Genomic DNA, 21,114 nt, shown 5'->3' on the forward strand with positions numbered 1-21,114 from the left:
ATGTCCCAAGTCAATATGCGCGATATGCTGAAGGCCGGTGTGCACTTCGGTCACCAAACCCGTTACTGGAACCCGAAAATGGGTAAATACATTTTCGGCGCGCGTAACAAGATCCACATTATCAACCTTGAAAAAACCCTGCCAATGTTCAACGAAGCTCTGACTTTCGTTGAGCGCCTGGCTTCGGGCAAAAACAAGATCCTGTTCGTCGGCACCAAGCGTTCGGCTGGCAAGATCGTTGCTGAAGAAGCGGCACGTTGCGGTTCGCCGTACGTCGATCACCGCTGGTTGGGCGGCATGCTCACCAACTTCAAAACCATCCGTCAGTCGATCAAGCGTCTGCGCGAGCTTGAAATCCAGGCTGAAGACGGTACGTTCGCCAAGCTGACCAAGAAAGAGGCGCTGATGCGCACTCGCGATCTGGAAAAGCTGGATCGTAGCCTTGGTGGTATCAAGGACATGGGCGGTCTGCCAGACGCGCTGTTCGTTATCGACGTTGATCACGAGCGCATCGCAATCACCGAAGCCAACAAGCTGGGCATCCCTGTTATCGGCGTAGTCGATACCAACAGCAGCCCGGAAGGCGTTGACTACATCATCCCGGGCAACGATGACGCAATCCGCGCTATCCAGTTGTACATGGGTTCGATGGCTGATGCTGTAATCCGTGGTCGTAACAATGTTGCTGGCGGCACCGACGTTTTCGTCGAAGAAGCTCCAGCTGCAGCAGTGGTTGAAGGCTGAGTAGCTAACGCCTGGCGTTGACTCAGTACGCAGAAAGGGGGCTTGGCCCCCTTTTTGCCACCTCGAAAACCATGTGTCGGCGTGTCCATGACGCGGTTGTCATGTTCGGCTGCCATCCTGTGTTTTCAAGAATTTTGTACGCCCGATCCGTCGGGTGGAATGGTTTAAGACCTATCCAAGAGGATTTTGAAATGGCAGAGATTACTGCAGCGTTGGTTAAAGAACTGCGCGAGCGTACCGGCGAAGGCATGATGGATTGCAAAAAGGCCTTGACCAAGGCTGGCGGCGACATCGAAAAAGCCATTGATGACATGCGTGCTTCCGGCGCGATCAAGGCAGCCAAAAAAGCAGGCAACGTTGCTGCTGAAGGCGCTATCGCAATCAAGGACGACGGCAAAGCTGCCGTCATCATCGAAGTCAACTCGCAGACCGACTTCCTGGCCCTGCAGGACGATTTCAAGGCATTCGTTGCTGCCAGCGTCGAGAAAGCTTTCGCTGACAAACTGACTGACGTCGCTCCGCTGATCGAAGCTCAGGAAGCGGCACGTCTGGTACTGGTCGGCAAGGTTGGCGAAAACGTCAATATCCGTCGTCTGGCCCGTATCGAAGGTGACGTTGTAGGTTCGTACCTGCACGGCAACAAGATCGGTGTAGTTGTGACCCTCAAAGGCGGCACCGTCGAGCTGGCTAAAGATATCGCCATGCACGTAGCGGCAAGCAACCCTGAGTTCCTGCTGCCTTCGGAAGTTTCGGCCGAAGCGATCGAGCGCGAAAAAGGCGTCTTCCTGCAACTGAACGAAGACAAGATCAAAGGCAAGCCAGCTGAAATCGTTGAGAAAATGGTTGGCGGCCGTATCACCAAGTTCCTGGCCGAAGCCAGCCTTGTTGAGCAAGCCTTCGTCAAGAACCCGGAAGTCAAGGTTGGTGAACTGGCCAAGAAAGCCGGTGCTGAAATCGTTTCCTTCACTTACTACAAAGTAGGCGACGGCATCGAGAAGCCAGTTGATAACTTCGCTGACGAAGTTGCGGCACAGCTGGCTGCTGCCAAGCAGTAAGACGGTTTTTTCAACTGTCGCCCCAAAGAGGCTGCCCGCTCACGCGCGCAGCCTCTTTGTCAAAGGCAAAAAGGAAAAGGTATTTGTTTTCCTTGGAGAAGTGGCTTACAAGGCTGCATTCTTCCGACGCTGTAGCAGCGTCAGGCTAGAGTTAGCGCAGGCTTAAAGTGCCAGCACAGATTTTTTTCAGAAAACGCCGCAGGAGAGATTCGCAATGGCTCAGCAGGGCAGTGGTTATCAGGCTCGCTATAAACGCATTCTACTCAAGCTTAGCGGCGAGGCCCTCATGGGCTCGGAAGAGTTCGGCATCGATCCCAAGGTTCTGGATCGGATGGCGCTGGAAGTCGGCCAGCTGGTCGGCATCGGCGTGCAGGTCGGGCTGGTGATTGGTGGTGGCAACCTGTTTCGCGGTGCGGCGCTGAGTGCTGCCGGTATGGATCGTGTTACCGGCGATCACATGGGCATGCTGGCCACTGTGATGAATGCCTTGGCCATGCGCGATGCGCTGGAGCGCGCCAACATCTCGGCTATCGTGATGTCGGCGATTTCCATGGTGGGCGTGACCGACCACTACGACCGTCGCAAGGCCATGCGTCATCTGAACGCCAAGGAAGTAGTCATCTTCGCCGCCGGTACTGGCAATCCGTTTTTCACCACCGATTCGGCCGCGTGCTTGCGTGCGATCGAAATCGATGCCGATGTCGTGCTCAAAGCGACCAAGGTTGATGGTGTCTACACCGCAGACCCGTTCAAAGACCCGCATGCAGAGAAGTTCGATCATCTGACTTACGATGAAGTGCTGGATCGCAAATTGGGCGTGATGGATCTGACGGCAATTTGCCTGTGCCGCGACCACAAGATGCCGCTGCGTGTCTTTAACATGAACAAGCCCGGCGCCCTGCTGAATATCGTACATGGCGGCGCTGAAGGAACCCTGATCGAGGAAGGCCAACAATGATCAACGAAATCAAGAAAGACGCTCAAGAGCGCATGCAGAAATCCCTGGAATCCCTGGCGCACGCGTTCAGCCGGATTCGTACCGGTCAGGCGCACCCAAGCATTCTGGGTGGTGTGATGGTGCCGTATTACGGTGCAGACACCCCGCTGAACCAGGTTGCCAACGTCACCGTCAAAGACTCGCGTACCCTGCAGGTCGTGGCTTTCGAGCGCAACATGCTTGCCGCTGTCGACAAGGCGATCCAGAGTTCCGGCCTGGGTTTCAACCCGACCAACCTGGGTGAGTTGCTGCTGATTTCCATGCCGGCCCTGACTGAGGAAACCCGCAAGGGCTTCACCAAGCAGGCTCGCGAAGCAGCAGAAGACGCCCGCGTTGCCGTGCGCAACATCCGTCGTGATGCCCTGAGTCAGCTCAAGGATCTGGTCAAAGAGAAAGAAATCAGTGAAGACGAAGAGCGTCGTGGTGCTGATGACGTTCAGAAACTGACCGATAAATTCGTCGCTGAAATTGAAGTCGCCGTGAAGCAGAAAGAAGCTGACCTGATGGCTGTATAAGGTTCGGGGCTTTCATGGAAAAGACAAAGCTGGCCGGGCCCTCATCGGTGCCGCGTCATGTAGCGATCATCATGGATGGGAACAATCGCTGGGCAAAGAAACGCCTGCTACCCGGTGTCGCCGGTCATAAAGCAGGCGTCGATGCTGTTCGTGCGGTGATTGAGGTGTGTGCCGAGGCCAAGGTCGAAGTGCTAACCCTTTTTGCGTTCTCCAGTGAGAACTGGCAGCGCCCGGCAGAAGAAGTCGGCGCGCTGATGGAGCTGTTTTTCACGGCCCTGCGCCGTGAGACCCGACGCTTGAATGACAACGCCATCAGCTTGCGGATCATCGGTGATCGTTCGCGATTCCATCCTGAATTGCAGGCCGCCATGCGCGAAGCGGAATTGAGCACGGCGGGCAATGATCGGTTTGTCCTGCAGATCGCCGCCAACTACGGTGGTCAGTGGGATATCGCCCAGGCTGCCCAGCGCCTGGCGCGTGAAGTCCAGGCCGGGCATCTGCAACCTGAAGACATAACGCCGGAGCTGCTGCAAACCTGTCTGGCAACCGGCGATCTGCCGCTGCCGGACTTGTGCATCCGCACCGGCGGCGAGCACCGCATCAGTAATTTTCTGCTTTGGCAGCTGGCGTACGCCGAGCTGTACTTCTCCGACCTGTTCTGGCCGGACTTCAAACACGATGCCATGCGCGCTGCGCTGGCCGATTTCGCTTCGCGCCAACGTCGCTTCGGTAAAACGAGCGAGCAGGTAGAAGCTGGAGCCCGGGCTTAATGCTGAAACAACGGATCATCACGGCACTGATTCTGCTGCCAATCGCACTATGTGGCTTTTTCCTCCTTGAGGGCGCTGGATTCGCGTTGTTCATCGGTCTGGTCGTGGTGCTGGGTGCCTGGGAATGGGCGCGTCTGGCGGGTTTTCCTGCCCAGTCCGCACGAATTGCCTATGCCGTGGCCGTGGCCGCCTTGTTGTTCGTGCTCTATCTGGTGCCCGGCCTTGCGCCATGGGTGTTGGTAGCCGCCGTGCTCTGGTGGGCAGTGGCGACTTATCTGGTGCTGACCTATCCCGCGTCCAGCTCGCATTGGGCAAGTGCCGCCTGCAAGCTGGCGATCGGCCTGTTGATCCTGCTGCCTGCCTGGCAGGGGCTGGTGCTGATCAAGCAGTGGCCACTGGGCAATTGGCTGATCCTTGTGGTGATGGTGCTGGTCTGGGGCGCTGATATTGGTGCGTACTTTTCCGGCAAGGCGTTCGGCAAGCGCAAGCTCGCTCCGAAGGTCAGCCCCGGCAAAAGCTGGGAAGGTGTGTACGGCGGCTTGCTTGCCTGTCTGGTGATTACCGCCATCGTCGGCGTATTTCGCGGCTGGTCGGGTTCGCAGTTCGTGCTGGGACTGCTTGGCGCGGCCATCGTCGTGTTCATTTCCGTGGTGGGCGATTTGACTGAAAGCATGTTCAAGCGCCAGTCCGGCATCAAGGACAGCAGCAATCTGTTGCCCGGGCATGGCGGCGTCCTTGATCGTATTGACAGCCTGACCGCTGCCATTCCTGTTTTCGCTGCGCTGCTGTGGGCTGCTGAGTGGGGCGTCCTGTGAGTGGTCCGCAACTGATTACTATCCTTGGCGCGACCGGATCGGTTGGCCTGAGCACCCTCGATGTCATCGCCCGGCATCCTGATCGTTATCAGGTGTTCGCGCTGACCGGCTTCAGTCGCACCAGCGAATTGCTGGCGTTGTGCATACGGCATACGCCGCGCTTTGCGGTATTGCCGACGCAGGACATCGCTCGCAAGTTGCAGGATGATCTGGCGGCTGCTGGCCTGGACACGCGGGTGTTGGTCGGCGAGCGTGGTCTGTGCGACGTCGCAGCGCACCCGCAGGTTGATACCGTGCTGGCGGCGATTGTCGGTGCGGCGGGGCTGCGGCCAACGCTGGCGGCTGTCGAGGCAGGCAAGAAAGTCCTGCTGGCCAACAAGGAAGCGCTGGTGATGTCCGGGGCGCTGTTCATGCAGGCCGTGCGCCACAGCGGCGCGGTGCTGCTGCCCATCGACAGCGAACACAATGCGATTTTCCAGTGTCTGCCAGTTGATTACGCTCGTGGTCTGGCACCGGTGGGCGTGCGGCGCATTCTGCTGACGGCGTCGGGCGGTCCGTTTCGCGAGACGCCACTGGCCGACTTGCACGATGTTTCCCCTGAGCAGGCGTGCGCTCATCCGAATTGGTCGATGGGACGAAAAATTTCCGTAGACTCGGCAAGCATGATGAACAAGGGTCTGGAATTGATTGAGGCGTGCTGGCTGTTTGACGCGCGTCCTGACCAGATCGAAGTGGTCATTCATCCGCAGAGCGTGATTCATTCGATGGTGGATTACGTCGATGGCTCGGTGATCGCCCAGTTGGGCAATCCTGACATGCGCACGCCAATCGCCCACGCCCTGGCGTGGCCGGGAAGAATCGACTCCGGCGTCGCGCCTCTGGACTTGTTCAGTATTGCGCGGCTGGATTTCCAGGCGCCGGACGAAGATCGTTTCCCTTGCCTGCGTCTGGCTCGGCAGGCGGCCGAGGCGGGTAACAGCGCTCCGGCAATGCTTAACGCTGCCAACGAGGTCGCGGTAGCCGCATTTCTTGATCGGCGCATCCGCTATCCCGAGATCGCGAGTATGATCGATGAGGTTTTGAATCTTGAGCCGGTTGTTGAGCTCGAAGATCTGGCCGCAGTATTTGAGGTTGACTCCAAAGCGCGCGTTCTGGCCGAGCAATGGCTCAGCCGCAACGCGCGATAACAGCACACGCAAGAAAGCACGGACTCAGGCGACGGCAACCGAAAATGCCCGCTGAGTCTGTGACTGGAGAAGGTTGATGAGCGCGCTCTATATGATTGTTGGCACCCTGGTTGCGCTGGGTGTGCTGGTGACCTTTCACGAATTTGGCCACTTTTGGGTGGCTCGGCGTTGTGGCGTCAAGGTTTTACGTTTTTCCGTCGGTTTCGGCATGCCGCTGGTCAAGTGGCATGACCGCAAGGGTACTGAGTATGTGATTGCGGCGATTCCGCTGGGTGGTTACGTGAAGATGCTCGACGAGCGTGAAGGTGATGTCCCGCCTGAGCTTGCCGATCAATCCTTCAACCGCAAGACGGTGTATCAGCGTATCGCCATCGTCATCGCCGGTCCGGTGGCCAACTTTCTGTTGGCCATTGTGTTTTTCTGGGCGCTGGCAATGCTGGGTAGTCAACAGGTGCGGCCGGTTATCGGCGCGGTCGAGGCTGGCAGCATCGCGCAAAAAGCCGGACTGACTGCCGGTCAGGAAATTGTCGATGTTGACGGCGAACCCACGAATGGTTGGTCAGCGGTCAATCTGCAGTTGGTGCGGCGTCTGGGTGAAAGCGGCACCATCGCCCTGAAAGTGCGCGAACAAGGTTCGACAGTCGACTCGCCGCGTCAGCTCGCGCTGGATAACTGGCTCAAAGGCGCCGACGAGCCTGATCCGATCAAATCCCTGGGGATTCGCCCGTGGCGTCCGGCCCTTCCGCCAGTATTGGCCGAGCTGGACCCGAAAGGCCCGGCCCAGGCCGCAGGACTGAAGACCGGTGATCGGCTGCTGGCCCTGGATGGTCAACCGTTGACCGAGTGGCAGCAGGTGGTTGATCGGGTGCGCGAACGCCCTGAAGCGAAGATTTCCCTGCGCGTCGAGCGTGATGGCGCGCAAATGGATGTTCCATTGACCCTGGCGACACGTGGCGAAGGCAAGGCCGCCGCCGGTTACCTGGGTGCTGGAGTCAAGGGTATCGACTGGCCGCCGGAGATGTTGCGCGAAGTCAGTTACGGTCCGTTGGCCGCCGTGGGCGAGGGCGCGAAGCGTACCTGGACCATGAGTGTGCTGACCCTCGATTCCCTCAGGAAAATGTTGTTCGGCGAGCTATCTGTAAAAAACTTGAGTGGACCGATAACCATTGCTAAAGTGGCGGGCGCTTCGGCCCAGTCGGGCATCGGTGATTTCCTGAATTTCCTTGCTTATCTGAGCATAAGCCTGGGTGTTCTCAATTTGCTGCCTATTCCCGTATTGGACGGGGGGCATTTGTTGTTTTATCTGATCGAGTGGGCGCGTGGTCGTCCCCTTTCGGAAAAGGTTCAGGGTTGGGGGGTTCAGATCGGTATAAGTCTGGTGGTGGGTGTTATGTTGCTCGCGCTGGTCAACGATCTGGGTCGACTGTAAAGCTTCATTGAGTTGCGAATCTGCCGCATTTTGCGGCAGTTTGTTTATTGCCAGTTGGAATAAGAAAGGACTTCATGAAACGTCTGCTGCTAACTGCGGTTCTTGCCGCACTGATGATCGCCGAAGTTCACGCTGAGTCCTTCACCATCTCCGATATCCGTGTCAATGGCCTGCAGCGGGTTTCCGCTGGCAGTGTATTTGGTGCGCTGCCGCTGAACGTTGGCGAGCAAGCGGATGATGGTCGTCTGGTCGATGCCACTCGCGCGCTGTTCAAGACTGGGTTCTTTCAGGACATCCAGGTGGGCCGTGACGGGAATGTGCTGGTTATCAGTGTTGTCGAGCGCCCGTCTGTGGCGAGCATCGAGATCGAAGGCAACAAAGCCATCTCTACCGAAGACCTGATGAAAGGTCTGAAACAGTCAGGTCTGGCTGAAGGTGAGATCTTCCAGCGCGCAACCCTTGAGGGTGTGCGTAACGAGCTGCAACGTCAGTACGTTGCCCAAGGCCGTTACTCCGCTGAAGTGGCTACCGAAGTCGTTCCTCAGCCGCGCAACCGCGTTGGTTTGAAGATCAACATCAATGAAGGCACCGTCGCTGCTATCCAGCACATCAACGTGGTGGGTAACACGGTGTTCCCTGATGAAGACCTGATTGGTCTTTTCGAGCTCAAGACCACCAACTGGCTTTCCTTCTTCAAGAACGACGACAAGTACGCCCGTGAGAAACTCTCCGGCGACCTCGAACGTCTGCGTTCCTACTACCTCGATCGCGGCTATATCAATATGGATATCGCTTCGACCCAGGTATCGATCACGCCTGACAAGAAGAACGTGTACATCACGGTCAACGTCAATGAAGGCCAGAAATACAGCGTCAAATCCGTCAAGCTGAGCGGCGACCTCAAGGTGCCGGAAGATCAGGTCAAATCCCTGCTGCTGGTCAAGCCGGGCCAGGTCTTCTCCCGCAAGGTCATGACCACCACTTCCGAACTGATCACCCGTCGTCTGGGTAACGAGGGTTACACCTTCGCCAACGTCAACGGCGTCCCAACGCCGCACGACGAAGACCACACGGTTGATATCACCTTCGTGGTGGACCCGGGCAAACGTGCCTACGTGAACCGCATCAACTTCCGTGGCAACACCAAGTCTGCGGACGAAGTGCTGCGTCGCGAAATGCGTCAGATGGAAGGCGGCTGGGCTTCGACCTACCTGATCGACCAATCGAAAACCCGTCTTGACCGTCTGGGCTTCTTTAAAGAAGTGAACGTCGAAACCCCGCCTGTGCCGGGTACCGACGATCAGGTAGACGTCAACTACGCGGTTGAAGAGCAAGCGTCCGGTTCGATCACCGCCAGCGTCGGTTTCGCGCAGAGCGCCGGTCTGATCCTCGGTGGTTCGATCAGCCAGAACAACTTCCTCGGTACCGGTAACAAGGTCAGCATCGGCTTGACCCGCAGCGAATACCAGAGCCGCTACAACTTCAGCTATGTCGATCCGTACTGGACTGCTGACGGCGTGAGCCTGGGTTACAACGCGTTCTATCGCACGACCGATTACGATGACCTCGACGTCGACGTGGCAAGCTATGCCGTTGACAGCCTGGGTGCTGGCATCAGCATGGGCTACCCGATCAACGAAACATCGCGCCTGACCTTCGGCTTGACTGTTCAGCAGGATGAAATCAAGACCGGAACCTATACCGTTGATGAGATTTTCGACTTCGTTGACCAGGAAGGCGACAAGTACCTGAACTTCAAGGCGTCTGCTGGCTGGTCCGAGTCCACCTTGAACAAAGGCGTACTGGCGACTCGCGGTCACTCGCAAAGTCTGGTACTGGAAACCACTTTGCCGGGCAGCGACCTGTCGTTCTTCAAGCTTGATTATCGCGCACAATATTTCCACCCGATCACCGACAACTACACCCTGCGTCTGCACACCGAGCTGGGTTATGGCGACGGTTATGGTTCGACCTCCGGTCTGCCGTTCTACGAGAACTACTATGCCGGTGGCTTCAACTCGGTACGTGGCTTCAAGGACAGCACCCTGGGTCCGCGCAGCACACCAAGCAGCGGCACCAAGCCGGGCACACTTGCTGATCCGGACCAGGATCCACTGCCGTTCGGCGGTAACGTGCTGGTCCAGGGTGGCGTAGAGGTTATGTTCCCTCTGCCGTTCATCAAGGATCAACGTTCCCTGCGCACTTCGCTGTTCTGGGACGTGGGTAATGTCTTCGACAGCAATTGCGATTCTGCCAAGACGCTTAACGGCAAAAAAGTCGAGTGCAACAACGTCGACCTTTCCGGTCTGGCTAGCTCCGTCGGCGTAGGCGTCACCTGGATCACTGCGCTTGGCCCGTTGAGCTTCGCTCTGGCGATGCCGATCAAGAAGCCGGACGACAACACCGAAACTCAAGTATTCCAGTTCTCCCTTGGTCAGACCTTCTAAGGGTCTGGTCTTAGCTAATGACAACGAATTCCGTAGGAGTAGATCGTGCGTAAGTTGACTCAATTGGTACTGCTGGCAACTGTTCTTGTTGCAAGCCCGGCGTTTGCCGACATGAAAATCGCTGTTCTGAACTATCAGATGGCTTTGCTGGAATCTGACGCGGCCAAGAAATACGCCGTTGACGCAGAGAAGAAGTTCGGTCCGCAACTGACTAAACTGAAGTCTCTGGAAAGCAGCGCCAAAGGCATCCAGGATCGTCTGGTCAGCGGTGGCGACAAAATGGCCCAGCCTGAGCGCGAGCGTCTTGAGCTTGAATTCAAGCAAAAGGCTCGTGACTTCCAGTTCCAGTCCAAGGAGCTGAACGAAGCCAAAGCCGTTGCTGACCGCGAAATGCTCAAGCAACTCAAGCCAAAGCTGGATCAGGCTGTAGAAGAAGTGATCAAGAAAGGCGCTTTTGATCTGGTCTTCGAGCGTGGTGCTGTGATTGACGTCAAACCTCAGTACGACGTGACTCGCCAGGTCATCGAGCGCATGAATCAGCTGAAGTAAGTCATGACCGTATCCATCAAGCTCGGCCAATTGGCCGAGTTCCTGGGTGCCACCCTGCGTGGTGCCGAGGATAAAGAAATAACCGGGCTGGCCACTTTGCAAGAGGCCGGCCCTGGTCATGTCAGCTTCCTGGCAAATCCGCAATACCGTAAATTCCTCGCCGACACCCACGCGTCTGCCGTGCTGCTAAAGCCTGCGGATGCGGAGTTGTTCGTCGGGGATGCGTTGCTGGTCCCAGACCCTTATCTGGCCTATGCACGAATTTCTCACTTGTTCGACCCCAAGCCCAAGGCTGTACCCGGTGTGCATCCAACGGCCATCGTCGCGGCGGATGCGTTCGTCGATGCCGCTGCCAGTGTTGGCGCGTTCGCCGTCATTGAAAGCGGTGCGCGGATTGCGGCCGGTGTAACCATTGGCGCGCATTGCTTCATCGGTGCCCGTTGTGAAATCGGTGCCGGCGGCTGGCTCGCCCCACGGGTTACGCTTTACCACGATGTGCGCATTGGTGAGCGCGTGGTCATTCAGTCGGGCGCGGTGCTGGGCGGTGAAGGATTTGGCTTCGCCAATGACAAAGGTATCTGGCAGAAGATCGCTCAGATTGGCGGTGTTCTGGTAGGCGACGACGTGGAAATTGGCGTGAATACCGCCATCGACCGTGGCGCGCTGGCCGATACCCGCATCGGTAATGGCGTGAAGCTGGACAACCAGATCCAGATTGCCCATAACGTGCAAATTGGCGATCACACCGCGATGGCCGCCTGCGTGGGGATCTCGGGAAGCACAAAGATTGGCAAACATTGCACCCTTGCCGGCGGTGTCGGACTTGTGGGGCATATTGAAATCTGCGACGGCGTTTTCATCACCGGCATGACCATGGTGACGCACTCGATCACCGAACCAGGGGCCTATTCTTCGGGTACGGCGATGCAACCGGCCGCTGAATGGCGTAAAAGCGCAGCACGCATTCGCAAGATCGATGACATGGCTCGCAGGCTGCAAAAGCTGGAAAAGATGGTCGAGGCCGTGACCTCAGGCGTTAATGCTTCATCTGATGGCTGATACTTTTTTCATATCAAGCGTGCACAGCCGATAAATTGCCTCCTTGATTTGCAGAGGAGTGCTGCGCACCCGTCGCGCACTCCCAATCTTTACTACAGGCTTCCCCTCGAAATGATGGACATCAACGAAATTCGCGAATACCTGCCTCACCGCTACCCGTTCCTGCTGGTGGACCGTGTGGTTGAGCTGGATGTTGAGAGCAAGAGCATTCGTGCCTACAAGAATGTCAGCATCAATGAGCCGTTCTTCAATGGTCACTTTCCCGCGCATCCAATCATGCCGGGCGTGTTGATCATCGAAGCCATGGCCCAGGCAGCCGGTATCCTTGGTTTTAAAATGCTTGACGTAAAACCTGCTGATGGCACGCTCTACTATTTCGTGGGCTCCGACAAGCTGCGTTTCCGTCAGCCAGTGCTGCCGGGCGACCAGTTGATTCTTGAAGCGAAGTTTATCAGCTGCAAGCGTCAGATCTGGAAGTTCGAATGCCAGGCCTCGGTCGACGGCAAGCCGGTATGCTCCGCAGAAATTATCTGTGCGGAACGTAAACTATGAGTTTGATTGACCCTCGCGCAATCATCGATCCGACAGCCATTCTGGCTGACGATGTAGAGGTCGGCCCGTGGTCGATCGTCGGAGCCGGTGTGGAAATTGGCGAGGGTACAGTGATCGGGCCGCACGTGATCCTGCGTGGTCCGACACGGATCGGTAAACACAACCGCATCTATCAGTTTTCGTCGGTAGGCGAGGACACGCCCGATCTCAAGTACAAAGGCGAAGAGACTCGTCTGGTCATCGGCGATCACAACGTGATTCGTGAAGGTGTGACGATCCATCGTGGCACCATTCAGGATCGCGCCGAGACCACGCTGGGTGATCACAACCTGATCATGGCTTATGCGCATATTGGCCATGACAGCGTCATCGGCAATAACTGCATTCTGGTCAACAACACTGCGTTGGCCGGCCACGTCCATGTTGATGACTGGGCGATTCTGTCCGGGTTCACGCTGGTGCATCAGTTCTGCCACATCGGCGCCCACAGCTTTTCAGGCATGGGCACCGCGATTGGCAAGGACGTTCCGGCATTCGTCACGGTCTTCGGCAACCCCGCCGAGGCTCGCAGCATGAATTTCGAAGGCATGCGCCGCCGTGGCTTTGCCGAAGACGCCATCCACGCGCTGCGCCGAGCTTACAAAGTGGTTTATCGCCAAGGTCTGACGGTCGATCAGGCAATTGCCGAACTCGCCGAACCTGCCGCAGTGTTTCCTGAAGTGGCGGTGTTCCTCGAGTCCATTCAATCGTCGACTCGCGGCATTACTCGCTAACCATGACGGGTGTATTGCGTATCGCGCTGGTGGCGGGCGAGGCTTCCGGCGATATTCTCGGTTCTGGACTTATGCGCGCCATCAAGGCTCGTCATCCTGATGCGCAATTCATCGGGGTAGGCGGTCCATTGATGGAAGCCGAAGGCATGGTTTCCTGTTTCCCCATGGAGCGGCTGTCGGTCATGGGACTGGTCGAGGTGCTGGGGCGGTTGCGCGAGCTGCTCGCCAAACGCAAGGTGCTGGTCCAGACGCTGATCAATGAAAAGCCCGACGTGTTCATCGGTATCGATGCGCCGGATTTCACCCTCAATATCGAACTGCAATTGCGCCGTGCCGGCATCAAGACCGTGCACTACGTCAGCCCGTCGGTCTGGGCCTGGCGGCAGAAACGTGTGCTGAAGATTCGTGAGGGGTGCGATCTGATGCTCACGTTGCTGCCTTTCGAAGCGCGTTTCTATGAAGAAAAGGGCGTGCCGGTGAAGTTCGTCGGGCATCCCCTGGCCGATACCATCCCGCTTGAGGCTGATCGTGCTGCGGCACGCACCGAACTGGGCCTGGGAGACGGCCCGGTTGTCGCCTTGATGCCGGGTAGCCGTGGCGGCGAAGTAGGCCGTCTGGGCAGCCTGTTTCTTGATGCTGCGCAGTTGCTGCTGGCCCAGCGTCCGGGGCTGCGCTTCGTGCTGCCGTGTGCCAGCCCGCAGCGCCGGGCGCAAATCGAACAATTGCTGCAAGGACGTGATCTACCGCTGACGCTGCTCGACGGTGGTTCGCATCTGGCGCTTGCCGCCTGCGACGCGGTGCTGATCGCGTCCGGCACCGCCACCCTCGAAGCCTTGCTGTACAAACGACCAATGGTCGTTGCCTATCGAATGGCACCGATTACCTTTTGGATACTCAAGCGTTTGGTGAAAAGCCCGTACGTCTCCCTGCCGAACCTGCTGGCCCAGCGCCTGTTGGTGCCGGAACTGCTGCAGGACGCCGCGACCGCCGAAACACTGGCGCAGACGCTGCTGCCGCTGCTTGAAGGCGGGCAGGAACAGACCTCGGGCTTTGATGAAATCCACCGGACCTTGCGTCGCGATGCCTCCAATCAGGCCGCCGAAGCGGTATTGAGCCTGATTGGTCGCTCGCCTTCACTGTGAGTGCGCGAACAATGCAAATGGGTCTGGATTTCAATCTGGTCGAAGAACTGGTTGCCGGCGTCGACGAGGTGGGTCGCGGGCCACTGTGCGGTGCAGTGGTAACAGCGGCTGTCATTCTCGATCCGCGCCGGCCGATTCTGGGTCTGAATGACTCGAAGAAACTCACTGAGGCCCGGCGCGAAAAACTCTACGACGAAATTTGCGAGAAGGCCTTGTGCTGGTACATCGCCAGGGCCGAGGTCGAGGAAATCGACGAGCTGAACATTCTGCACGCGACGATGCTGGCCATGAAGCGGGCCGTTGAGGGGTTGATCATCACGCCCAAGCTGGCACTGATTGATGGCAATCGCTGCCCGCAACTGTCAGTGCCCAGTGCTCCAGTGATCCAGGGCGATGCCCAGGTTCCGGCGATTGCCGCGGCGTCGATTCTGGCTAAAGTCAGTCGTGATAGGGAAATGGCCGCTTTTGAACTGATTTATCCGGGTTACGGCATGGGCGCGCACAAGGGTTATCCAACGCCGGTGCATCTGGAAGCCTTGGCGCGCCTGGGCCCGACGCCGATTCATCGGCGCTCTTTTGCGCCGGTACGGGCAGCCTATGAAGCCCGCGAGATGATGATGTTGAGCAACATGCCGTCATTATCGGCATTCCCGCTGGACTGACAGTGGGCTGATGTTTTGCCAAAGGCCCGGTACAATCCGGGCCTTCGTTTTTTGTTCTAGCGCTATAGGATCACCATGCCGGCTTCTTTCGTTCATCTACGCCTGCACACCGAATATTCGCTGGTCGACGGCCTGGTCCGGGTCAAGCCACTGGTCAAGACCCTGGCCGCCATGAACATGCCTGCCGTGGCGGTGACCGATCAGAACAACATGTGTTCGTTGGTCAAATTCTATAAAGCCTCCATGGGCGCGGGTATCAAGCCGATCTGTGGCGCGGACCTGTGGCTGTCGAACAAGGACGAAGACGCAGCGCTGAGCCGCATCAGCCTGCTGGCCATGAACGCGAAGGGTTATCGCAACCTGACCGAACTGATTTCCCGGGGATTCATCGAGGGTCAGCGTAACGGCCAGGTGATCATCGAGCGTGAATGGGTTGCCCAGGCGAGCGAAGGCCTGATTGCGCTGTCGGCCGCCAAAGAGGGCGAGATCGGCATGGCCCTGCTCGGTAACAATCCCGACGAAGCCGACAAATTGCTCAGCGAATGGATGGCGGTGTTCCCTGACCGTTTCTATGTCGAGGTGCAGCGCACCAACCGTCCCAACGACGAAGAACATTTGCACGCTGCCGTGGCCCTGGCCGATCGGCATGGCGCGCCATTGGTTGCGACCAACGACGTGCGTTTCATCAAGCAGGAAGATTTCGAGGCTCACGAGACCCGTGTGTGCATCGGCGAAGGTCGCGCCCTGGACGACCCGCGCCGTTCGCACAATTACAGCGATCAGCAGTACCTGAAAAGCGCCGAAGAAATGGCCGAGCTGTTCAGTGACTTGCCCGAGGCGCTGGAAAACACGGTTGAAATCGCCAAGCGCTGCAACATTGACGTAAAGCTCGGCACTCACTTCCTGCCCAACTTCCCGATTCCCGATGGCATGACCATCGATGAATATTTCCGCAAGGTGTCGTTCGACGGGCTGGAAGAGCGCCTCTCGGTCTTGCTGCCCAAGGACACCACCGAAGATTACGACGCCAAGCGTCAGGTGTACGTCGACCGGTTGATTTTCGAGCTGGATATCATCATCCAGATGGGCTTCCCCGGTTACTTCCTGATCGTGATGGACTTCATCCAGTGGGCCAAGAGCAATGGCGTTCCGGTCGGTCCCGGCCGTGGATCGGGTGCTGGTTCGCTGGTGGCCTACGTCCAGAAAATCACCGACCTCGATCCGCTGGAATATGACCTGCTGTTCGAACGCTTCCTGAACCCGGAACGGGTCTCCATGCCCGACTTCGACGTCGACTTCTGCATGGATGGCCGCGACCGCGTAATCGATTATGTGGCCGAGAAATACGGGCGCAATGCGGTTAGCCAGATCATCACCTTTGGTTCCATGGCCGCCAAGGCTGTGGTTCGCGACGTGGCGCGCGTGCAGGGCAAGTCTTACGGCCTGGCGGATCGCCTGTCGAAGATGATCCCCTTCGAAGTCGGCATGACGCTGGAGAAAGCCTACGAGCAGGAAGAAATCCTGCGCGACTTCCTCAAGGTCGATGAAGAAGCGGCTGAAATCTGGGAGATGGCGCGCAAGCTTGAAGGCATCGTGCGTAACGTCGGCAAGCACGCCGGGGGCGTGGTTATCGCGCCGACCAAACTGACTGACTTCTCGCCGATCTATTGCGATGAAGTGGGTGACGGTCTGGTTACCCAGTTCGACAAGGACGACGTCGAGGCCGCGGGACTGGTGAAGTTCGACTTCCTCGGCCTGCGGACCCTGACGATCATCGACTGGGCGCTGAAGACGATCAACCGCGACCGCGCCAAGGTCGATGAGCCGCCGCTGGATATCGCGTTCATCCCGCTGGATGACGCGCCGACTTACCAGTTGCTGCAAAAAGCCGAAACCACGGCAGTGTTCCAGCTTGAATCCCGTGGCATGAAAGAGCTGATCAAAAAGCTCAAGCCCGACTGCCTGGAAGACTTGATCGCACTGGTGGCCTTGTTCCGTCCGGGCCCGCTGCAGTCAGGCATGGTTGACGACTTCATCAACCGCAAGCACGGTCGCGCCGAGCTGTCTTACCCTCACGTTGATTACCAGTACGAAGGCCTCAAGCCGGTACTCGCCCCGACCTACGGCATCATCCTGTATCAGGAACAGGTGATGCAGATCGCCCAGGTCATGGCCGGTTACACCCTCGGTGGTGCGGACATGCTGCGCCGGGCCATGGGTAAGAAAAAGCCCGAAGAAATGGCCAAGCAGCGCGGCGGTTTCATCGAGGGCTGCACCAACAACAATATCGACCCGGACCTGGCCGGTAACATTTTTGACCTGGTGGAAAAATTCGCCGGTTACGGCTTCAACAAGTCTCACTCGGCCGCCTATGGCCTGGTGTCGTACCAGACCGCCTGGCTGAAGACGCATTACCCGGCGCCGTTCATGGCGGCGGTGCTTTCCGCGGATATGCACAACACCGACAAGGTCGTGACCTTGATCGAAGAAGTGCGGATCATGAAGCTGCGCCTCGATGCGCCGGATGTGAACACCTCGGAGTTCAAGTTCACGGTCAGCGACGATGGCCGGATTCTGTATGGCCTTGGCGCGATCAAAGGCGTTGGCGAGAGTCCGGTTGAAGCGATCACCGAAGCGCGGCAGGAAGGTCCGTTTACCGACCTGTTCGATTTCTGCGCCCGCGTCGATCTCAAGCGGGTCAACAAACGCACGCTGGACGGTTTGATCCGCAGCGGCGCGCTGGATCGCCTGGGGCCGTATTTCGAAAGCGAGCCCAAAGCCTACCAGGCCAATATCGACCGCAATCGCGCGGTGTTGCTGGCGGCGCTGGCCGAAGCCATTCAGGCCGCCGAGCAAACCGCACGCAGCCATGACAGCGGTCACGCGGACCTGTTCGGTGGTTTGTTCGTCGAAGAAGACACCGACGTCTATGCTAACCACCGCAAGACCAAGGAAGGCACGCTCAAGGATCGGCTGCGCGGCGAAAAAGAAACCTTGGGCCTGTACCTGACCGGTCACCCTATCGACGAATACGAAGGCGAAATTCGCCGCTTTGCCCGGCAACGGATCATCGATCTCAAGCCGGCGCGGGATACTCAAACCGTTGCGGGCCTGATCATCGCGTTGCGGGTCATGAAGAACAAAAAGGGCGACAAGATGGGTTTCATTACCCTGGACGACCGCTCCGGGCGTATCGAAGCCTCGTTGTTTGCCGAAGCGTTTCACTCGGCGCAATCGCTGTTGCAGACCGACGCAATGGTGGTGGTCGAGGGGGAGGTCAGCAATGACGACTTCTCCGGCGGCCTGCGTCTGCGCGCCAAGCGCGTCATGAGTATCGAAGATGCGCGCACCAACCTTGCCGAAAGCCTGCGCCTGACCGTGCATGCCGAGGCGCTCAAGGGCGACCGGCTGCGCTGGCTTGGCGATTTGTGCAAAAAACATCGTGGCGCTTGCCCGATCACCCTGGACTACACCGGCCTGGATGCCAAGGCGTTGTTGCAGTTTGGCGAAGCGTGGCGAATCGATCCCGCAGACAGCTTGATTCAAGCGCTGCGTGACCAGTTCGGGCGTGAGAACGTCTTCCTGCAGTATCGCTGAACTCAGCCTGAATTTTTAATCTCGACCTGAATGCGCCAGTTCCCGTAAGGTATGGCGCTCACGGATCAACCGGCCGGCCTCTTGGCCGTCGACCCAAGACGGATGCCTATGAACCCGAATTTTCTTGATTTCGAACAGCCGATCGCTGACCTGCAAGCCAAGATCGAAGAATTGCGCTTGGTGGGTAATGACAACTCGCTGAATATCGGCGACGAAATCTCGCGTCTGCAGGAAAAGAGCAACACGCTGACCGAAAGCATTTTCGGTAATCTGACCAGCTGGCAGATCGCGCGCATGGCGCGTCATCCGCGTCGTCCGTACACCCTGGACTACATTCAGCACATCTTCACCGAGTTCGACGAGCTGCACGGCGACCGGCACTTTTCCGACGACGCCGCGATTGTCGGTGGCGTCGCGCGTCTGGAAGGCCAGCCAGTGATGGTCATTGGTCATCAGAAGGGTCGTGAAGTCCGCGAGAAGGTTCGCCGCAACTTCGGTATGCCGCGTCCAGAAGGCTATCGCAAAGCCTGCCGCCTTATGGAAATGGCCGAGCGCTTCAAGATGCCGATCCTGACCTTCATCGACACGCCGGGTGCTTACCCTGGCATCGACGCTGAAGAGCGCAACCAGAGCGAAGCGATTGCCTGGAACCTGCGGGTCATGGCGCGTCTGAAAACGCCGATCATCGCCACTGTTATCGGCGAAGGCGGTTCCGGCGGCGCATTGGCCATTGGCGTCTGCGACCAGCTGAACATGCTGCAGTACTCGACCTACGCGGTCATTTCCCCGGAAGGTTGCGCATCGATCCTGTGGAAGACCGCCGACAAGGCGCCGGACGCTGCCGAAGCCATGGGCATCACCGCTGATCGCCTCAAGGGTCTGGGTATCGTTGACAAGGTCATCGGCGAACCGTTGGGCGGCGCCCATCGCGATCCTGCCGGTGCTGCCGAGTCGATTCGTCAGGAACTGAGCGACCAGTTGCAGATGCTCAAGAAGTTCGATAACGAGGCGTTGCTGGCCCGTCGTTATGAGCGTTTGATGAGTTACGGTTTGTAATACGGATCCTCGCGGTGTTTCCATAAGAGATTCCGTCGAGTTGCTGGCACGACGCTGTCGTCGGGCAAACACCGAACGTGTGGGACCGGATTTATCCGGGAAGGCGGCATTTTTGACGACAAAAATGCTGTGGATGTACTGGACTCTTCCCGGATAAATCCGGTCCCACTGTTGATATTTGATCCAATGACTACACACCCTCACGATCTCCCCGCCAGGCTTGCCCAAGCCCTGGCTCCCTGGCGTCACGCGCCCGCCTGGCATGTCGGTTTCTCCGGCGGCCTGGATTCCACGGTTTTGCTGCACTTGTTGGCTGATTTTGCCCGCCGCGAAACACTTCCGCCGATCTACGCCATCCATGTCCATCACGGTCTTCAGGCTGTTGCCGATGCCTGGCCTGCGCATTGCCAGCAGGTGTGTGATGCGCTGGGCGTTTCGTTGCAGGTGATTGCCGTGCGGGTCAAGGCTGGGGCCAGTCTGGAACAGGCGGCGCGGGATGCCCGTTATGCGGCATTCACTGCGGCGCTGAAACCCTGCGAGGTGCTGCTGACGGCGCAACATCAGGACGATCAGGCCGAAACCCTGCTGTTCCGCTTGCTGCGGGGCGCGGGATTGCGCGGGCTGGCGGCGATGCCTGTCAGTCGTGCGCTGGGCGAGGGCAGCTTGTTGCGGCCGCTGCTGGAAATCTCGCGTGCTGACCTTGAAGCGTATGCCCGAGAGCATCAGTTGGCCTGGATCGAAGACCCAAGTAATAACGACGTGCAATTCTCCCGCAACTATCTGCGCAATCAGGTGCTGCCTGCGCTGACCTCGCGCTGGCCGCAAGCGGCGGCAAACCTGGCGCGGACTGCGGCGCATCTGGATGAGGCGCAGCAGTTGCTGAACGAGCTGGCGGAGCAGGATATGACGGCCGCACGCTCCGACAGCTTGCTGCCCTGGGTTGCCATTCCGTCGCTGGCTTTGGCGCCGTTGGTCGAATTGTCGGCGGCACGGCAGCGTAACGCGCTGCGCCATTGGCTCGCGCCCTTGACGCGCTTGCCGGACAGCGACCATTGGCGCGGCTGGGAAGATTTACGTGATGCCGGGCAGGATGGCCGGCCGGTCTGGCGTCTGGCCGACGGCGAACTGCATCGTGCCGAAGGCCGTATCTGGTGGCTTTGCGGCGATTTTCTGCAACCGCTCCAGGCGGCTTCAGCGTGGGTCAATCTTGCCCGGCCGTTGAGCCTTCCCGGCAATGGCCAGCTGCGTATTGATGGAAATATTCCGGCGGGACCGTTCGAGGTGCGCTATCGCCAGGGCGGGGAAATCCTGCATCTGCCAGGTCGCGGTCATCGGGATCTCAAGCGTTTGCTCAATGAGCGCGGTATTCCGCTGTTTGTCCGCGGCCGATTGCCGCTGCTGTACCGCAACGGGCAGTTACTGGCCGTCGCCAACCTGCCGGAACTCAACGCCGATGCCCATGGCGGCTGGCGTTTGCAATGGCAGGCGCCGACGAATGACCAAAGTTTGAGCTGAAAGGCCATTTCCGGTAGACTACGCTCCCTTCTTGATACAGCTTCTGTGGATTGTTTTTTAATCGACGGTCGCTGCCGGTTACCAACCCGTTTTTGCTGGGTAATTCTTAAATGTGGCGCGCAATCGACAGGCTTCAGGCCGGTCCGTTTCAACGCAGCAGTTCGGGAGTACACCGTGAATTTTGTCGGTAATCGGGGGCTTCGGCCTTCCTTCGCTTTCCCCGGCGGCTCTGACCGCTTTAACGCAGACT

Annotated in this window: 18 protein-coding genes; all 18 read left to right on the top strand. The window is 58.2% G+C overall.

The window, feature by feature from the left end:
• Positions 1-744 carry a 30S ribosomal protein S2 gene (gene rpsB / locus ACP7E4_RS22455; RefSeq protein ID WP_020289482.1) on the top strand — a complete coding sequence of 248 codons (744 nt, stop codon included), beginning with the start codon at positions 1-3 and terminating at the stop codon, positions 742-744.
• A gap of 191 nt (positions 745-935) precedes the next feature.
• Positions 936-1,799 (top strand): translation elongation factor Ts, encoded by an 864-nt coding sequence (tsf, locus tag ACP7E4_RS22460; protein ID WP_426117757.1) that lies wholly within the window; start codon positions 936-938, stop codon positions 1,797-1,799.
• Between the two features lie 214 nt (positions 1,800-2,013).
• Positions 2,014-2,757 (top strand): UMP kinase, encoded by a 744-nt coding sequence (pyrH, locus tag ACP7E4_RS22465; RefSeq protein WP_003172271.1) that lies wholly within the window; start codon positions 2,014-2,016, stop codon positions 2,755-2,757.
• The gene (gene frr, locus ACP7E4_RS22470) at positions 2,754-3,311 is read left to right on the top strand and encodes a ribosome recycling factor (protein ID WP_065834805.1); all 558 of its coding nucleotides are present in this window, start codon (positions 2,754-2,756) and stop codon (positions 3,309-3,311) included. Before pyrH ends, frr begins: the two co-directional genes overlap by 4 nt.
• Positions 3,312-3,325: 14 nt before the next feature.
• Complete coding sequence (gene uppS, locus ACP7E4_RS22475; protein ID WP_065834806.1) at positions 3,326-4,081, top strand: polyprenyl diphosphate synthase; 756 nt, start codon at positions 3,326-3,328, stop codon at positions 4,079-4,081.
• Complete coding sequence (locus ACP7E4_RS22480; protein ID WP_426117758.1) at positions 4,081-4,896, top strand: phosphatidate cytidylyltransferase; 816 nt, start codon at positions 4,081-4,083, stop codon at positions 4,894-4,896. Before uppS ends, ACP7E4_RS22480 begins: the two co-directional genes overlap by 1 nt.
• Positions 4,893-6,083 carry a 1-deoxy-D-xylulose-5-phosphate reductoisomerase gene (ispC, locus tag ACP7E4_RS22485; RefSeq protein ID WP_426117759.1) on the top strand — a complete coding sequence of 397 codons (1,191 nt, stop codon included), beginning with the start codon at positions 4,893-4,895 and terminating at the stop codon, positions 6,081-6,083. The genes ACP7E4_RS22480 and ispC overlap by 4 nt, the downstream gene beginning before the upstream one ends.
• A 76-nt stretch (positions 6,084-6,159) precedes the next feature.
• Positions 6,160-7,512 carry a sigma E protease regulator RseP gene (gene rseP / locus ACP7E4_RS22490; protein WP_426117760.1) on the top strand — a complete coding sequence of 451 codons (1,353 nt, stop codon included), beginning with the start codon at positions 6,160-6,162 and terminating at the stop codon, positions 7,510-7,512.
• Positions 7,513-7,586: 74 nt separating this feature from the next.
• Positions 7,587-9,959, top strand: coding sequence for an outer membrane protein assembly factor BamA (gene bamA / locus ACP7E4_RS22495; RefSeq protein ID WP_426117761.1), 2,373 nt, complete (start codon positions 7,587-7,589; stop codon positions 9,957-9,959).
• Positions 9,960-10,004: 45 nt separating this feature from the next.
• The gene (locus ACP7E4_RS22500; protein ID WP_020289474.1) at positions 10,005-10,508 is read left to right on the top strand and encodes an OmpH family outer membrane protein; all 504 of its coding nucleotides are present in this window, start codon (positions 10,005-10,007) and stop codon (positions 10,506-10,508) included.
• A 3-nt stretch (positions 10,509-10,511) separates the two neighbouring features.
• Entirely contained in the window at positions 10,512-11,567 is a 1,056-nt protein-coding gene (gene lpxD / locus ACP7E4_RS22505) for a UDP-3-O-(3-hydroxymyristoyl)glucosamine N-acyltransferase (protein WP_426117762.1), read from the top strand.
• A gap of 111 nt (positions 11,568-11,678) precedes the next feature.
• Positions 11,679-12,119, top strand: coding sequence for a 3-hydroxyacyl-ACP dehydratase FabZ (gene fabZ / locus ACP7E4_RS22510; RefSeq protein WP_020289472.1), 441 nt, complete (start codon positions 11,679-11,681; stop codon positions 12,117-12,119).
• Positions 12,116-12,892 carry an acyl-ACP--UDP-N-acetylglucosamine O-acyltransferase gene (lpxA, locus tag ACP7E4_RS22515; RefSeq protein WP_426117763.1) on the top strand — a complete coding sequence of 259 codons (777 nt, stop codon included), beginning with the start codon at positions 12,116-12,118 and terminating at the stop codon, positions 12,890-12,892. The genes fabZ and lpxA overlap by 4 nt, the downstream gene beginning before the upstream one ends.
• A gap of 2 nt (positions 12,893-12,894) precedes the next feature.
• Complete coding sequence (gene lpxB / locus ACP7E4_RS22520) at positions 12,895-14,034, top strand: lipid-A-disaccharide synthase (protein ID WP_426117764.1); 1,140 nt, start codon at positions 12,895-12,897, stop codon at positions 14,032-14,034.
• 11 nt (positions 14,035-14,045) lie between these two features.
• Complete coding sequence (gene rnhB, locus ACP7E4_RS22525; RefSeq protein WP_044901147.1) at positions 14,046-14,696, top strand: ribonuclease HII; 651 nt, start codon at positions 14,046-14,048, stop codon at positions 14,694-14,696.
• Positions 14,697-14,771: 75 nt separating this feature from the next.
• Positions 14,772-18,293, top strand: coding sequence for a DNA polymerase III subunit alpha (gene dnaE, locus ACP7E4_RS22530; protein ID WP_426117765.1), 3,522 nt, complete (start codon positions 14,772-14,774; stop codon positions 18,291-18,293).
• 108 nt (positions 18,294-18,401) lie between these two features.
• Positions 18,402-19,349 carry an acetyl-CoA carboxylase carboxyltransferase subunit alpha gene (locus ACP7E4_RS22535; RefSeq protein ID WP_426117766.1) on the top strand — a complete coding sequence of 316 codons (948 nt, stop codon included), beginning with the start codon at positions 18,402-18,404 and terminating at the stop codon, positions 19,347-19,349.
• A 186-nt stretch (positions 19,350-19,535) separates the two neighbouring features.
• Positions 19,536-20,864 (top strand): tRNA lysidine(34) synthetase TilS, encoded by a 1,329-nt coding sequence (tilS, locus tag ACP7E4_RS22540; protein WP_426117767.1) that lies wholly within the window; start codon positions 19,536-19,538, stop codon positions 20,862-20,864.
• Positions 20,865-21,114 lie beyond the last annotated feature (250 nt).

This window comes from Pseudomonas sp. DSP3-2-3, from assembly GCF_049898225.1.
Taxonomy (GTDB): Bacteria; Pseudomonadota; Gammaproteobacteria; order Pseudomonadales; family Pseudomonadaceae; genus Aquipseudomonas.